Source organism: Dyadobacter sp. CY327 (assembly GCF_021390415.1).
Taxonomy (GTDB): domain Bacteria; phylum Bacteroidota; class Bacteroidia; order Cytophagales; family Spirosomataceae; genus Dyadobacter; species Dyadobacter chenhuakuii.
The window spans coordinates 311,462-327,163 of sequence record NZ_JAJUXJ010000001.1; the positions used below are offsets into that span (position 1 = coordinate 311,462).

Here is a 15,702-nt window from a genome sequence, read left to right on the forward strand (position 1 = left end):
AGTTGTGCTTTTAATTGACCAAAATCATTATTTGCTTACAACATGGTAAATTTCGTACCAGTCTTCGTGGCTTAGTTTTATATCCGATGCGCTTGCGCCATTTCTGATGCGTGTTTCCGAAAGTGAGCCGATAATGGGCAGAGTCCCCAGTCTCATCAGCCAGGCAACGGCAGTTTGCTCGATATTTGCATCGTATTTTTTACCGATCTCATCAAGTTTGGCCCTAAGGCGCACAGCTTTTTCTTCTGTTCCGTTCAGAATTTTTCCACCCGCGAGCGGTGCCCATGCGAGTGGCTTACTGAAATTTTGCTTGATAAAATCGATACGACCATCTTCAATAGCCGTCGTATTCATCAAATTCAACTCAATGTGATTGGTAACGATCGGGATCCTCAAATAGGAAGCTAGTAATTGATGCTGGAAAACGGTAAAGTTGGCAACGCCGATATGTTTCGTTTTTCCTGACTTTACAATTTCTGCAAGCGCTGTCGCTGTTTCTTCCGGATCGGCCAGAAAATCACTTTGATGCAGTAAAAAAATGTCGAGATAATCCGTCTTGAGGCGTTTCAGTGATCCGTTAATGCTGTTGACAATGTGGTCACGGGATGTGTCATAATAAGTCAGGTTTTTATCAGCAGATTTTCTGATCCCGCATTTGCCAAACAAGACGATTTCGTCTCTTTTAAAAGATTTATTCTGAACTACTTTCCCGAAATGCTCTTCAATCGCAGTATCTCCATAAACATCGGCATGATCAAAAGTGTTGATACCCAGTTCCAGACAGAGATTGACAGTTTTTTCAATTTGAGACGTGGTTTGGGCACCTTCGTCTGTCCACCTCCAGAAGCCGTAAATTGCTTCGGAAACTTTGGGGCCAGAGTCGCTTAAACTAACTTTTTTCATAAGGCGGATGTTTGAATGCTGGTGCAAAAATATCTATTTATCCAAACGTTTATCTTTTACGATCAGATAAATATCGTTTTCCAGTTCGAGATAACCGTAATCATACACAAAATGGTAAATGTTCCCTTTGAGTGTTGGGCGAATGCTGGTGATGAGATTAAAGTCGAATCCTTTGCCTGTCAGCAGGCTTTTTGTTGTTTTGATTTTGTCTTCGGGGCAGATTTCTTCCAGTATCCGGCGATTTTTCCGAAGCTGGTTGTTCATGGTCCTGACGATGTTATAAGAATCTGAATTTAACCGGTTATTGTAGCTGTTCCGGCACATATCCGAGCAGAATTTTTTATCTACCCTCCCCATCAGTGGTTTCCCGCATTCCAGGCAATTCTTCATTTTGTCAACGTTTATTCAGATCCGCTTTACGGAATCCGGTAAGTGTGCATATGTGATCTCTTAGTGCAATATAGCAAAATTACTTTTTCAGCGATAAACTAACGGATTTACCCGTTTGCAAACGGCTGCAAATGCTTGTACCTGACTGTAAATAGTTAATAACCGAATCGTATCCCACCGATCCAGCACATTTGCATTGTCGATTGATCACGATCGATTTGTAAGGTTAAGTATTCATTTTTAAACAAACGGAAATCATGAATTCAGTAAAGCTAATCGGAAATGTAGGGCGGGAAATTAATGTGAAGGAGTTTGAAGGCGGAAGAGCGGTAATTTTTTCGCTGGCAACGGATGAAAATTATATCAATAAGAACAAAGAGGAGGTCAAATCGACTTCATGGCATTCAATTATTGCGTGGGGACCGCTTGCGCAGCGTTGCGAAGCTATGCTTGAAAAAGGAAAAATGGTGTCTGTGGAAGGAAAACTTAGTTATCGCCAATATATGAATAAGGATAATCAACCGGTGCGGGCGGTGGAAATTGTGGCTTTTAAAGTGGAGGAGATTGTCAGAAAAGAGCCGCAGGAGGCGAATGCTTAAATAAATGCTGGCTGCAATGATCTAGCAGGGATGAGACAGAAACAGCCTGGTCTTAACAGCAGTGAAGTTATTAAGACCAGGAATGATGTTACAGGCTGTTTTCCAAAGCTGCTTTCCAGTTGCCATAAGCTTCCATGGTGGCTTCTGTTAATGCTTGGTCAGGTTCAATCGTGCTTAATGCAGACAGGCCTACAAATGCCTCAGACCGGTTTTTGTAATAACCGAGTCCGAATCCTGCTGCACGGGCAGCGCCCTGGGCGCCATCTGTGTTGTAGAGTTCCACAGTTGCCCCCGATACATTGGCAAATGTTTCTCGGAAAACGGGGCTCAGGAACATGTTTGCCTCACCTGCACGGATATTTTTCAGGGATACGCCAACGGTTTCCATGATTTCCATGCCGTAGTACAAGGCGAAAACAATGCCTTCCTGTGCAGCGCGTGTGTAGTGGTTCAGACCGTGGCGGCTGAATTGTAAGCCTTTGAATGTGCTTCCGGGATCCTGGTTTTCAAGCATCCGTTCTGCACCATTTCCGAAAGGAAGACAGAACAACCCATCAGCGCCGACAGGGGCCTGTGAAGCAAGTGCATTCATTTCGGGATAGGAAACATTGCCTTGGAACAACGAATTGCGCAGCCAGCCGTTCAGACTTCCGGTGCCGTTCACGCAAAGCAATACGCCATAACGTGATGCTTTTGATATGGGATTTACGTGCAGGAATGTGTTTACACGGGATTTTGCGTCAAATTTCACCTGATCGCTCACGCCATAAACCACGCCGGAAGTGCCGGCAGTTGCCGCAACTTCGCCCGGTTCGAGGACATTCAGCGAGAATGCATTGTTGGGCTGGTCGCCCGCGCGATAAGTGACAGGAATGCCAGCGCGAAGTCCCAATGCTTCGGCTGCGGATGCCGTAACTTTCCCTTGTTCCGAGAATGTGGGTAAAATCTCCGGCATAATCTCGTGATTGAAACCAAAGTAATCGAAAAGGAAATCTGCCGGCCGGTCATTGACAAAATCCCAGAAAATGCCTTCGGATAGCCCCGATGGCGTGGTAACAATGTCGCCGGTCATACGTGCCGCCAGGTAATCGCCCGGAAGCATGAATTTATAAACCTTTGCATAAACATCAGGTTCATTTTCCTTAACCCAACCTAATTTGGATGCCGTGAAATTGCCAGGAGAATTAAGCAGGTGCGGAAGCACGTATTCTTCGCCCAATGCTTCCATTGCCTTATTTCCAACCTCCACTGCACGGCTATCGCACCAGATGATGGATGGACGCAACACATTCATGTCCTTGTCTACAACCACCAAACCATGCATTTGATATGAGATCCCGATCGCGCCAACCTCGTCCGGTGAAATGCCAGCTTTCTGGATCACTGCCTTCGAAGCCAGGCAGGCATTCTGCCACCACATTTCAGGCTGTTGCTCCGCAAAGCCCGGCTTGGGTGCGGCGATCGTCATTTCCCGTTCAGGATAAAATGCAGCGGCAGCCACTGCTCCCGAGTCTGCGTGGATCAAACATGCTTTTACGGACGAACTGCCTAAATCGAATCCCAGGAAATACATTGTGCTATTATGATTAAAATTGCTGTAATATTTAAATATAAGCCGAAAAAAATACAAAAATGTTCCCTCGGTTTTGAAAAAGCAAACTGTTAAGTGTAAATATTACACTTATTTATTTTCTTACTGTCTAACCGCTTTTACCACGAAAAACGAAAAAGATATCCAGTGCCGGAAAAATTCACTATTTTAATGAAGATATTGAAACAATTTGAATCTATTTGTAGTCTTATTTGTGTTATCGAAGCAAAGCACCAAATAGCTGATTGTTAATTTCAAGGTGTAAATTTTAAGAAAACGGAGCATCCGTCAATGGGTATTATGAAAAAAATTGTACAAGTGGTTTTGATTGGTGGCTTTATTGTGATGTTCGCCGGATTCCGTCCCATCGAAAAAAAGTGGGAAAAACCCTTCTCCCGGCTGGATAGTGAGGTAAGAAAGAACAGCAAAGCGTACCAGACGCTTGGTGAAGCAACAAAGACGATCGGGCATAGGCTTACCGGCAGTGTGAATGGAGAAAAAGCCGAAGAATATGCATTTCAGCTCCTGAAAAGTTACGGGTTTACAGATGTTGCCTTTCAGGCATTTGAGGTTGAAGCGTGGATGCGCGATACGGTAACATTGTCTATTGCACCAAGCAGCAGCGATAATTTCAGAGAAGTCCCGGTTGTTTCACTCGCCCACTCACCTGTAGAATCCAAACTTCAGGGAGAAATCGTAGATGTAGGCAATGGTCTTGAAGAAGACTTTGAGGCGATTAAAGAGCGAATAAAAGGCAAAGTAGCCCTTGCGAACATTAACTTAGTAGGATCTCCTGGTAAGAAAAACCTGCACCGCTCGGAGAAAACGGCTTTGGCAATCAAATATGGCGCAACTGGTGTGATCATGGTTAATGGAGCGCCGGGCAAGATCTTGCTTACGGGAACAGCTTCTGTAACTGGTGCTATCATTTCGATTCCGGCGGTTTGTATTTCAAACGAAAGCGGCGGTGAGCTTCGCAAATGGCTGAAAGAGGAGGGCCCGCTGGAAGCGCACATTGATATGCACAACATTTCGAAACCGATCAAAGCAAGGAATGTGATTGCGACATTAAGAGGAAAAACAGATGAGAAAGTGATCATCGGCGGCCACCTGGATTCTTGGGACCTGGCCACCGGCGCAATCGACAATGGCATAGGATCATTTGCAGTAATGGATATTGCCAGGACCTTCAAAGCGTTGAAACTGAAGCCCGAGCGCACGATTCAGTTTGTATTATTCATGGGCGAAGAGCAGGGCCTTTTGGGATCAAAGCACTTCGTGGGCGAACTGAAGAAATCGGGAGAGATTAATAAGGTGAGTTATATGATGAACCTGGATATGACAAACGATCCGAAAGGCGTTAATGCTTTTGGAAGGGACGAAATGAACGAGTTCTTTGCAGGGGTAGGCAGTGCCATTCAGCATGTAGACCAAAGCTTTAAGAACGAATCGTCGAACCGTGCTGGCTTGCACAGCGACCATCAGCCATTTATGCTTGAAGGCGTTCCCATAGCAGGATTATCCGGTCATCTGGATCCGAATGTTTTGCAATGTTACCACGCGGATTGTGATGATTTTAGTCTTGTAAACAAAGATCAGTTTGAAAATACCGTTCGCATTGCGTCCATGTATTTATATGCGCTGGCAAACACCGAAACCATAGCCGTTTCCAAGCTTTCCGATACCAAAACGAGGGATTTTCTGATCTCACAGGGGTTGAAGGAAGAATTGGTCATTGGGCAGGAGTGGCGGTGGGAACAATAAAACCTAGTAATGCTTGTATTTCCGAACGCAAAAATTAACATAGGCCTCAATATCGTTGAAAAACGTGCTGACGGTTACCATAATATTGGATCTTGCTTCTATCCCGTTGGCTGGTCCGACGCGCTGGAAATAACGTTGGCAGACGAATTTTCCTTCCGGAGTGACGGAATAGTGATCCCGGGAAATTCATCTGATAACCTTTGTACAAAGGCTTATCAAATGATCGCAGCAGATTATGCTTTGCCGGCAGTGAAAATGCATTTATTAAAAAGCATTCCGATCGGAGCGGGGCTCGGTGGTGGTTCGGCGGATGCCGCATTTGCGATCAAGGCATTGAATGAGCAGTTTGACCTTAAAATATCTTTTGAAAAACAGCTTGATTACGCACGTAGATTAGGGAGTGATTGCGCTTTTTTTATTTCGAACAAGCCTGCTTATTGTTTTCAGAAAGGGGATGAATTTGAGGATATCGACTTGAATTTGAAGGGAAAGTGGATTGTTCTGGTAAATCCCGGTTTGCATATTTCAACTGTTGAAGCATATTCAGGCATTGTCCCGAAACGGAGTGAGCATGATCTGCGTAATGTGTTGAAAGAGCCGATTGAAAATTGGAAGTTTAAAGTAAAAAATGATTTTGAAGCAACGCTTTTCCCTAAATATCCTCTCTTAGGAGAAATAAAAGAAGCATTGTATCAGCAAGGAGCGCTGTATGCTGCTATGAGCGGTTCGGGGTCAACCTTGTTTGGAATATTTGAGCTGGAAAAGGATTTACAGAAGCATTTTGCCGATTACAAAGTCTGGCAGGGGCCATTGGATTAAAAAATATTAGCAGGCTACAAAACGCGGGAAATAGTAGTTATATTCACCTCCCGCTTGCAAACCATTAGAGAAAGAGTTGTAAATGAGCGCCAAACCAACGACCAAATTAAAGGAAAACCCTTTCACCAAACGGCGGGAACCTCTCGGGTTTATGCTTTGGCTGGGCGTGGTCGGAAGCTCGTTACTATTTACTTCCATCTTCATTATTTTCCTGGTGAGGGTGCAAAGGGAAACCGGGCATATGATGGTTCTGCCAGATATGTTCTGGCTCAGCACATTAGTGATCTTGTTCAGTAGTATTACATTACACGAAGCCAACCTGGCTTTTGCGAGTGAGCGTTTTTTGCATTACCGCGTATTCCTTGGCGCAACGCTAGTTCTGGGAATCACATTTATCTTACTACAAGTTGGCGGATGGGCTGAAATGCTTAATGCAGGAGTATTCGAAGGAGTAACAACTTCCAGCGGGCTAGTTTATCTCCTCACCGGATTACACCTGGTGCATATCGTTGCCGGTGTGATTTATCTAAGCATTCTTTTCCAGAAAGCGATTAAAAACCGGACTTATATAGATTCGTTCATTTACAGTGTGAATGCACCTAATAAGTTAAAAATTAAGTTGTTGACCAGATACTGGCACTTTACCGGTGCGCTCTGGCTCGTTGTATTTCTCTTCCTTATCGTTCTTTACTAGTTCGATCCTTCTTTATTAACGCTTCCTGAGAAATTACGTTTGAGGCTCCTTCTGGCAAGGAATGTGCTCAGTAATGTGAGAACAGCCGCCATGATCATGGGTGCGCCCGGCAAGTAGACAGGCGCGGCAGGCTGCGTGAAAAAGGAAAATAGATTGGTCATTAATGGTGGGCCAATGATGGATGTCAGGCTTTGCAGGCTGGTTAATGCACCCTGAATTTCGCCTTGCTCATTGGGTTGCACCTGCGTAGAAATGATGCCTTGTAACGCCGGCCCGGCAATGCTGCCCAAAATGTAAGGAACCATAAAGGCGTACATCATCCAGCCCTGCGTGGCAAATGCATATAAAATAAATCCAACGGCATACAGGAGTAAACCAATGTAAACACCTCGCTTCTGCCCAAGTTTCGGTAAAATTAGCCGTATCAAATAACCTTGTACAAATGCACTCAACACACCCACAGCGCCCAATGAATAGCCAATATGCGCCTCGTCCCAGCCAAATTTTTCAATAACATAAAACGACCAGTTGCTTTGCACCGCATGCAATGCTACATAAAGCAGCCCAAGCGAGAATATCAATCCGTAAATAACCGGGTAACGTTTCAGGTTTTTTAAGGAGCCAATCGGGTTTGCCCGTGACCATTCAAATTTCCTGCGATGCTCTACTGAAAGTGATTCAGGTAAGATAAAATAGCCATAAAGGCAGTTTAACAAGGAGAATGCAGCAGCAGCGATGAACGGAACGCGGGTTCCATATTGACCGAGCAAACCGCCGACAACCGGACCAATAATGAAGCCCAGGCCAAACGCAGCGCCAAGCAAGCCGAAGTTCTGCGCCCGTTTTTCGGGTGTGCTGATGTCCGCAATGTACGCGGCGCCTGTTGTGAAGCTCGCGCCCATAATACCCGCGATGATGCGCCCAACATACAGCCATGCGAGTGTAGGGGCAAAAGCAAGAAAAATGTAGTCAATTCCGAAACCAAACAACGAGGCAAGCAAGACAGGCCGGCGGCCAAACCGGTCACTGATCCCGCCAATAATGGGCGCGCAAAGAAATTGCATGGATGCGTAAGCAAATAAAAGCCAGCCGCCATCACGGGACGCAGCACTAATGCTGTCGCCGGTGAGCTCGCTGATCAGTTTGGGCATTACCGGAATGATAATGCCGAGGCCGATTACATCTATTAACAGAGTGACAAAAATAAAACCAAGTGCGGGAGAACGTTTGTCATTCATGTGAGAGATGTTATTTCTTCAGGATCTTGAACTCAACACGGCGGTTTTGCTGCTGGCCCTCGGGCGTGTCGTTTTTGGCAACCGGAACCGTCTCACCATAACCTTTGCTGCCTACCCGGTCCGGCTCGATTCCTTTTCCGATCAGATATTCCCGGACAGAATCGGCCCGGTCCTGGGATAGCTTAATGTTGAATTCTGCGCTGCCGGTGTTGTCTGTGTGCCCACCCAATTCAATGGCCAGCGTCTTATTTTCCGTCATTGAAATGGCGATCCTGTTCAGTTCTGGAAAGGACTCCGGGCTTAATGTTGACTTGCCTGTGGCGAAGAAAATGTTGTTAAGCCGCACAATCTGGCCTTCTTCGATCGGGATCAGCTTCAAAGATTTGTTGGTGATTTCTTTAAAACCCTTGGTAGCGGTGGAATCACTCAGGTCAATGTTCTCGCCTTCGGCAATAAAGTCCGGCGCTACGGCACGCATGCTGTATTTCTGACCATACGGAAGGACGATTTTGTATTCACCGGTGGTTGGATTGGTCGTCGCGGTTCCGACTTCCTCACCGTCGGCCAGGCTTTCATAAATGATCGTCGCCTCCACAGGTTTCCCCGTTTTGGAGTCGATTACCTTACCACTGATCATGACAACAGGGTCGGAGACAGGAACGCTGGCAATCGGGGCTTCGGACGTGTCGCCGGGAACCTCTTTTGGTTTCAGATTATAACGAACCACATCCCCTTTGCCCTCCGTGTCTTTGAACGAGACCATATAGGAGTAATCGCCCACAGCCGAAATGGTGTAGTATGCGTCATAACCGTCGGAATTAATGGCCGGGCCCAGGTTTACGGGCCGGCTCCACCGTTTCCAGGTTTTGTCAATGCGTTTGCTGTAATAAATGTCGTTGCTTCCCTGGCCGCCTTTGCGGTCGCTCGAAAAATACAATGTTACCCCGTCGGGAGCGAGAAAAGGTGTTGTTTCGGTAAATTCTTCTGAATTGATCTCATTGCCCAGGTTCATAGGTTTGGACCAGGAACCATCTTTGGCCTTGAAACTCACATAAATGTCGTCCACCTTGCTGTTCTTTTTCTCGCTGAATGACATCACCAGTGTTTTACCATCCGTTGAAAGATAGCCGCAGTCAAACTGCCCTTTGCTGATTTTGGCATAACCCGGAATATCAATCTTATTGGGAGCAGCCCACCCGCGTGCCGTTTTTTTGCTGGTCGAAAATCCCCGCGTTTCATACACGCCGTTTTTGTATGAGCCCTTGATCAGTAATGTGTTACCATCGGGTGTAATGCTGTAAAGACTGTTGTAATCTTCCTTATTTAGCGGCTGGGGAAGGCGGCGGGCTTGCGTCCACTTGTCGTTTTTTAATTCCGAAAACCAGATGTCCTGACTGCCTTTTGCGCCATGCGTATTTTGCGGATGGCTTACCCTTGAAAAGTAGATGGTCTTGCCATCAGGCGAAATAATGGGGTTAATTTCATTGTATTCGGTGTTTACCGTTTTTCCGAGATTTTCCAGCTGCGCATGGGCGCAAAGGGAAACGGAAAGAAACAGCACGGCCAGTGTCGAAATGCGCATCGTTTTTTGGAAGGGTGACTTAGTTATTATCTACATATAACGACTTATCCAGAGGCTTATTTTCTATGTTTTGTACACGAAATGCCTCCATTTTTCCCAAAAGGTCAGCAGCATTGTCAGCTACCACCAAAAGCTTTTGATTATCAGGATGTAAAAATCCTTCCTCCACCATTTTATCAAGTTGCAAAAGCAACAGATCGTAAAATCCGCTAACATTCAAGAGCCCGACTGGCCCTTTGAAAATTTTCAGCTGCGACCAGGTTAGTATTTCAAAAAGCTCATCAAATGTGCCATAACCGCCCGGAAGCGCGATAACGCCGTCCGTAAGGGAAACCATTTTAGCCTTACGCTCATGCATGGTTTCGGTAAAGTGGATTTCAGTCAGCGTTTTGTGCGCTACTTCAAGTTTGGCAAGAAAGTTGGGAATGATCCCGGTCACAGAACCATTGTTTTCCATGGCTCCGTCCGCCACGCGGCCCATTAAGCCCATGTTGCCGCCGCCGTAAATGAGTCTGATGTTTCGTTTTGCCAACTCCGCGCCTAACGTGTACGCAGTTTCCGCATAGATCGTTTTTTTACCGGGATTGGAACCGCAATAGACTACGATTGATTGCATAATTTAAAATATAGTGTTAATGTATGGTTCTGTTAATCAAGCAATTCTGTTGCCAACGCTTTTAAGTCGAGGTCGCCGTAAGTGCCTGAGCTCATTAAAAGGAGATTGGCATTTTCCCAAGTTAATGTTTTTAAGAACGCCACCATTTCCGCGGAATCGGTAAAAACTTTCAGATCGTCGCGCTTGAAAGCTGTGCGAATGTCTTCTTCCGAGATCGGTTCAAGGCGCTTGTGTTCAACTGTTTGCGGATTGTAATAAACCACTGCAATGTCTGCTGCCTTTAATTTTCTGCGATATTGGCTCAAAAACGCTTTGTTAAGGCTGCTGAATGTGTGCAGCTCTGCGCAGGCAACCAATGTGCGCTCCGGATATTGTTCTTTCAATGCAGCTGTCGTAGCCTCTACTTTTGACGGCGCATGCGCGAAATCGCGGTAAATGTTGACGGTTTCGCTTTTACCCAACAGTTCCAGGCGTTTGGAAGCACCTTTGAAACTTTGAATGGCTTCATAAAATTCATCGTCGGTAATGCCCAGGCGTTCACAAACTGCATAAGCTCCGCTGATATTTTTCATGTTGTGATTACCAAAAACCAGCACAGGAACTTCCTTATTGTCAGGCGTGATCAGGATTGTTTTGCCATCTTCAATCTTGTAGGGATGGGCATGATAGGGTGTGCTCACAACATCTGCACGCTCTTTTTGCCCGATAACATTCAGCATATCGTCGGTTTCATCGAAGATAATTCCGCCTGCTTTTGGCAACGAGTCGGCCAGTAGTTCAAATTGCTTCACGTAGGATTCCCAGGTTGGGAAAACGTTGAAATGATCCCAGGCAATGCCGCTGATCAAAGCAATGTGCGGCTGGTAATGCATGAATTTCGGGGTAGGATCGAGGGGCGAAGTGAAATATTCGTCGCCTTCGATCACGATCAGCGGTGCTTCTTCCGAAAGCTTCACCATGTTGTCAAACCCTTCGATCTGGGCACCTACCAAATAGTTGAAAACACGCTTATTATGATTCAAAACGTGTAAAATCATGGAAGTAATGGTCGTTTTACCATGGCTTCCTGCGATTACCACGCGTTGTTTGTTTACGCTTTGTTCAAAAATATATTCGGGATATGAATACACCTTAATGCCCAGTTCCTTTGCTTTTGCCAGCTCCGGATTGTCCTGCCTGGCATGCATACCCAAAATAACAGCCGAAAGATCGGCTGTTATTTTTTCAGGAAACCAGCCAGTAACCGCCGGAAGCAATTCATGTTTAGAAAGGCGGCTTGCCGAGGGTTCATATATTTCGTCATCGGACCCCGTTACTACAAAACCTTTTAAATGCAGGGCAATCGCAAGATTATGCATTACGCTGCCGCCGATCGATATAAAATGTATTTTATCCAGAGATGAAATCTGACTCATTGATAATGATTAACTGTTTCTAACTAAGCTAGTTTTTTGTATTTAATCCGCTTCGGCGTCAGGTCGGAGCCCAGTCGCTTCTTACGGTTTTCCTCATATTCAGAGAAATTACCTTCAAACCAATACACCTGCGAATCACCTTCAAAAGCAAGGATATGCGTTGCTACGCGATCCAGGAACCACCGGTCGTGGGAGATGATTACTGCGCAGCCTGCAAAGTTTTCCAAACCTTCTTCCAGTGCGCGCAATGTATTGATATCCAAATCGTTGGTAGGCTCATCGAGCAAAAGTAAATTGCCACCTTCCTTCAATGTCATGGCTAAGTGCACGCGGTTCCTTTCTCCGCCGGACAGGTTACCGACTTTCTTTTCCTGATCGCCGCCGCCAAAATTAAAACGGCTTACGTAGGCCCGTGCATTCGATTGCTTGCCTGCGATCATGATCCAGTCGTTGCCGTCTGCAATGCTTTGGTAAACCGTTTTGGCAGGATCCAGATTATCATGTTCCTGGTCCACATAGGCCAGTTCCACCGTGTCGCCCACATCGAAATGTCCGCTCAATGGTTTCAATTGCCCTGTTATGAGTTTGAAAAGTGTGGTTTTACCCGCACCATTCGGCCCGATAATGCCAACGATCCCGTTGGGAGGCAATGCGAAACTTAGGTTTTCATACAAAAGCCTGTCCCCAAAACCCATGGAGACATTGTGCGCTTCGATAACCTTGTTCCCGAGACGGGGTCCCGCCGGGATAAAGATCTCCAATTTTTCTTCTTTCTCGCGCCCTTCCTCACCCAATAAGCGCTCGTAAGCACCCAAACGGGCTTTGGATTTGGCCTGGCGTCCTTTCGCACCCATGCGCACCCATTCCAGCTCGCGTTGCAATGTTTTCTGACGCTTTGACTCTGTTTTCTCTTCTTTCTTCAAACGTTCCTGCTTTTGTTCAAGCCAGGAAGTGTAATTTCCTTTCCATGGAATGCCTTCGCCGCGGTCCAGTTCCAGGATCCAGCCTGCCACATTATCCAGGAAGTAACGATCGTGGGTTACGGCGATAACCGTTCCTTTATATTGTCTCAAATGCTCTTCCAGCCATAAAACCGACTCCGCATCCAAGTGGTTGGTAGGCTCATCCAGCAGCAATACATCAGGCTGGCGAAGCAGCAGGCGGCATAATGCAACCCGGCGTTTTTCACCACCCGAAAGCGTTGCAACCAATGTATCCGAAGGCGGGCAGCGCAGGGCGTCCATCGCTATTTCGAGTCGGTTATCCAGGTTCCACGCGTCTGTTGAATCCAGCTTTTCCTGGACTTCACCCTGGCGTTCAAGCAGCTTATCGAAGTCCGCATCTTCTTCTCCGAATGCCTCATTGATCTGCTCAAATTCCTTTAACAGGTCAACTATTTCCTGAACTCCTTCTTCTACAACTTCTCTTACAGTCTTTGTGGGATCCAGTTTGGGCTCTTGTTCAAGCATTCCAACGGAATAACCGGGAGAGAAAACCACGTCTCCCTGTATGTCCTTATCAATTCCTGCTATAACGCGCAAAAGCGTTGATTTACCTGATCCGTTTAAACCTAAAACCCCGATTTTAGCACCATAAAAAAAGGATAAATAGATGTTTTTAATGATATGCCGGTTTGGAGGAATGATTTTGTTAACCCCCGACATTGAGAAAATAATGGTTTCGTTACTCATTTTTTGTTTAATTTGTGCGATAACAAATATCGTTATTATCCCTACACTTAGCAGATAAAAAATTGAAAGAATGGAAAATGCCACATTGAATGATGAATACGGCTATGTTAAAGACAGCAAAGTATTTTTAAAGGGGTATTTGGAATTCCCCGACCGGCAAATTGGAGAAGTAAAGAGAACTGAGCAGGAAGCGATTGACTACTTTAAAAATCGTTTTAACATCGTTCTGAACAAAGTGGAGCAGTTGGAACAAGAAATAGATGAGGCACTTAACAAGGGTTCTTATCTTACCAAGCTGATCCAGCTTCAACGTAAGCTTAAAGGTTTTGATGCACTCGGGGACTTTGTTCCATTGTTGCAGAGACTGGAAGAGAAAGAGGAATATCTGAAAGGTTTGATCGAGGTTAACCAGCTTAAAAACCTGGAAATCAAACGTGCTTTGATCGAAGATGTGAAGGTTGCGGCGGCTATCGAAGATTATACGGCGGCAACGGACCAGATTCAGGAAATCAAAGCCAAGTGGATTCGCACCGGACCTGTGGAGAAGGAATATCAGGAAGAAGTGGAAACGACTTTCCAGCAAATCCTGGACGATTTCTTCCAACGCCGGAGGGATTATTTCGACGAGCAGAATAAAATTAACCAGTTCCGTATCGAAGAGTATGAAAAGCTGATCAAGATCACGAAAACGCTGAGTTATTCACGCGATCTGGACGACGCTTATCAGAAAGCCAGGGAAGTGCGGAATGCCTGGAACAACATTGGTGAAGTGCCGCCAAAGCGCTTTTTCAAGGTGAATAAGGCTTACAGGCACTTTTTGAAATTGTTCTATGATAAATATAATCTTGCCAAAGGCATCGAGCCCAAAGTGCGCGTTGACCCAAGAATTGTAGAACAGCAGAAATTGCTGCAACAAGCAGAAACATTGCTTCGTGCACCAGACATTATTGAGGCATCGCAGGAAGCAAAAGTCCTTTTGAGCAAATGGAAGGAGATCAAAATCCCTTTCAAAATGGCAGATAAGGAACTTGCAGAGCGTTTCAGGATGGTTTGCGACAAGATATTTGAGCTTAGCTATCTGGCCCGTGTGATCAGCCGCAAATATCCTGCATTTGAACTGAAAAGCCCCGAAGAGCAGCTCAGGACAAAATACAGAGAACTTGAATGGCTTGCCAAACGCGAGAAAAGTGACCTGGAATTTGCCATACTTGAATTTGACAGGACTGCCACCGGCGATCCAGAGCAAGACAAGCAGGCAGCCGGCCGCATCAATATTCAGAAGCGGAAGGTTCAGATGAAAGAAAAGATCCTTTCAGAATTCGAAAGAAAATTGAAAACGATTACGGGTTAGTCAAATACGGGCTAGCGCTTATTTAGCAACCCGCATTGAGGACTGATTAATAACAAGATTGGAAGGCAATACCCTGGTCTCATATTCGGCCGGGGTATTTTTGCTTTCTATCAGGTCCAGAAGCAATGATGTGGCTTGCTGGCCCATTTCAAATGACGGCTGCGTAACCGAGCTTACCGGCGGATCGAGCAATGACGACATAGCCAGATCACAAAAACCAACCACCGCCACGTCGTCCGGCATGCGGTAACCCAGCTGCCGCAGTGCCCAATGGATGCCCATGGTGATCCGGTCGCTTGCTCCGAAAATGGCATCAGGACGTTCCCGAAGCGCCATCAACTGATACGTGCGCTCCGTCCCGCCTGCCTGAGTGATTTCACTATGCAACACCCATTCTTCCTTAAAATCAATGTTGTGTTTCCTTAATGCGTCCTTATAACCCTCCAAGCGGAAACGCGTGATGGAAACTGGTTTTGGTCCGGCAATGTGTGCAATGCGCTTGCAACCGCGTTTAATCAAATGTTCTGTTGCTTCAAATGCGCCCTTGTAGTCATCCACGCGCACCTTATGCGTTTGCATCGCATCACTCACACGGTCAAAAAATACCACCGGAATGCCTTGTTCCTGCAAAGAAACAAAATGATCAATGTTCTCCGACTGGCTTGAAATGGCTACAACAAGCCCATCGACACGCCGCGAAGCAATGTGCCGTGATGCGGAACGCTCGCGTTCGAGCTGTTCATGGCTTTGGTAAATCATCGTGTGATAGCCCCGGCTATATGCAATGTCCTCCACGCCGCCGATGGCCGACGAGTAAAACCGATTGGCAATGTCAGGCACAATGACGCCAATCGTTTGCGTGCGGTTTTTGAGTAAACTAATAGCAATTGGGTTGGGATAGTAATTGAGTTTTTCGGCCAGCTCAATGACTTTATTTTTTGTCTCCTCACTGATTTCACTGCTATCCCGCAAAGCCCGAGAAACCGTCGATTTGGAAATGTTAAGCTGCCTGGCAATTTCCTTAATGGTGATAGAGACCTTCTTCATGG

The 15,702-nt window shown here is 46.0% G+C and carries 14 protein-coding genes; 5 read left to right on the forward strand and 9 right to left on the reverse strand.

Translation table 11 applies throughout. The annotated features are described in order from the left end of the window. Positions 1–27: 27 nt before the first annotated feature. A complete protein-coding gene (locus LZG74_RS01425) occupies positions 28–903 on the reverse strand; it encodes an aldo/keto reductase family oxidoreductase (RefSeq protein WP_233794873.1) in 876 nt (291 codons plus the stop codon). A 33-nt stretch (positions 904–936) separates the two neighbouring features. Beyond that, on the reverse strand, positions 937–1,293 hold the full coding sequence (locus LZG74_RS01430; RefSeq protein WP_233794874.1) for a hypothetical protein: 357 nt from the start codon (positions 1,291–1,293) through the stop codon (positions 937–939). A 257-nt stretch (positions 1,294–1,550) separates the two neighbouring features. Between LZG74_RS01430 and LZG74_RS01435 the strand changes: the two genes are divergently transcribed. Continuing rightward, a complete protein-coding gene (locus LZG74_RS01435; protein ID WP_233794875.1) occupies positions 1,551–1,892 on the forward strand; it encodes a single-stranded DNA-binding protein in 342 nt (113 codons plus the stop codon). Positions 1,893–1,980: 88 nt separating this feature from the next. On the opposite strand, the gene LZG74_RS01440 is transcribed toward LZG74_RS01435, so the two are convergent. Then, positions 1,981–3,465, reverse strand: coding sequence for a xylulokinase (locus tag LZG74_RS01440; protein ID WP_233794876.1), 1,485 nt, complete (start codon positions 3,463–3,465; stop codon positions 1,981–1,983). Positions 3,466–3,783: 318 nt separating this feature from the next. On the opposite strand from LZG74_RS01440, the gene LZG74_RS01445 reads away from it, so the two are divergent. From LZG74_RS01445 to LZG74_RS01455, 3 genes are all read left to right on the forward strand, one after another. After that, positions 3,784–5,247, forward strand: coding sequence for a M28 family peptidase (locus tag LZG74_RS01445; RefSeq protein WP_233794877.1), 1,464 nt, complete (start codon positions 3,784–3,786; stop codon positions 5,245–5,247). A 9-nt stretch (positions 5,248–5,256) separates the two neighbouring features. Continuing rightward, the gene (ispE, locus tag LZG74_RS01450; RefSeq protein ID WP_233794878.1) at positions 5,257–6,066 is read left to right on the forward strand and encodes a 4-(cytidine 5'-diphospho)-2-C-methyl-D-erythritol kinase; all 810 of its coding nucleotides are present in this window, start codon (positions 5,257–5,259) and stop codon (positions 6,064–6,066) included. A gap of 82 nt (positions 6,067–6,148) precedes the next feature. Then, positions 6,149–6,760: a heme-copper oxidase subunit III gene (locus LZG74_RS01455; protein WP_233794879.1), complete on the forward strand. Its 612-nt coding sequence runs from the start codon at positions 6,149–6,151 to the stop codon at positions 6,758–6,760. Here the strand turns inward: LZG74_RS01455 and LZG74_RS01460 are convergent. The 5 genes from LZG74_RS01460 to ettA are packed head-to-tail and all read right to left on the reverse strand — an operon-like array spanning position 6,757 to position 13,302. Continuing rightward, positions 6,757–7,998, reverse strand: coding sequence for a TCR/Tet family MFS transporter (locus LZG74_RS01460; protein WP_233794880.1), 1,242 nt, complete (start codon positions 7,996–7,998; stop codon positions 6,757–6,759). The genes LZG74_RS01455 and LZG74_RS01460 overlap by 4 nt on opposite strands. Positions 7,999–8,008: 10 nt before the next feature. Then, positions 8,009–9,580 carry an OmpA family protein gene (locus tag LZG74_RS01465; protein ID WP_233794881.1) on the reverse strand — a complete coding sequence of 524 codons (1,572 nt, stop codon included), beginning with the start codon at positions 9,578–9,580 and terminating at the stop codon, positions 8,009–8,011. Positions 9,581–9,599: 19 nt separating this feature from the next. Next, positions 9,600–10,196, reverse strand: a complete 597-nt coding sequence (locus LZG74_RS01470) for a TIGR00730 family Rossman fold protein (RefSeq protein WP_233794882.1) — start codon at positions 10,194–10,196, stop codon at positions 9,600–9,602. Positions 10,197–10,228: 32 nt separating this feature from the next. Beyond that, positions 10,229–11,611 carry a UDP-N-acetylmuramate--L-alanine ligase gene (gene murC / locus LZG74_RS01475; RefSeq protein WP_233794883.1) on the reverse strand — a complete coding sequence of 461 codons (1,383 nt, stop codon included), beginning with the start codon at positions 11,609–11,611 and terminating at the stop codon, positions 10,229–10,231. 23 nt (positions 11,612–11,634) lie between these two features. Continuing rightward, complete coding sequence (ettA, locus tag LZG74_RS01480) at positions 11,635–13,302, reverse strand: energy-dependent translational throttle protein EttA (protein ID WP_026629342.1); 1,668 nt, start codon at positions 13,300–13,302, stop codon at positions 11,635–11,637. Positions 13,303–13,372: 70 nt separating this feature from the next. Between ettA and LZG74_RS01485 the strand changes: the two genes are divergently transcribed. Continuing rightward, positions 13,373–14,653, forward strand: coding sequence for a DUF349 domain-containing protein (locus LZG74_RS01485; protein ID WP_082217289.1), 1,281 nt, complete (start codon positions 13,373–13,375; stop codon positions 14,651–14,653). Positions 14,654–14,671: 18 nt separating this feature from the next. Here LZG74_RS01485 and LZG74_RS01490 read toward each other — a convergent pair whose 3' ends face one another. Next, complete coding sequence (locus LZG74_RS01490; RefSeq protein ID WP_233794884.1) at positions 14,672–15,700, reverse strand: LacI family DNA-binding transcriptional regulator; 1,029 nt, start codon at positions 15,698–15,700, stop codon at positions 14,672–14,674. Positions 15,701–15,702: the final 2 nt, after the last annotated feature.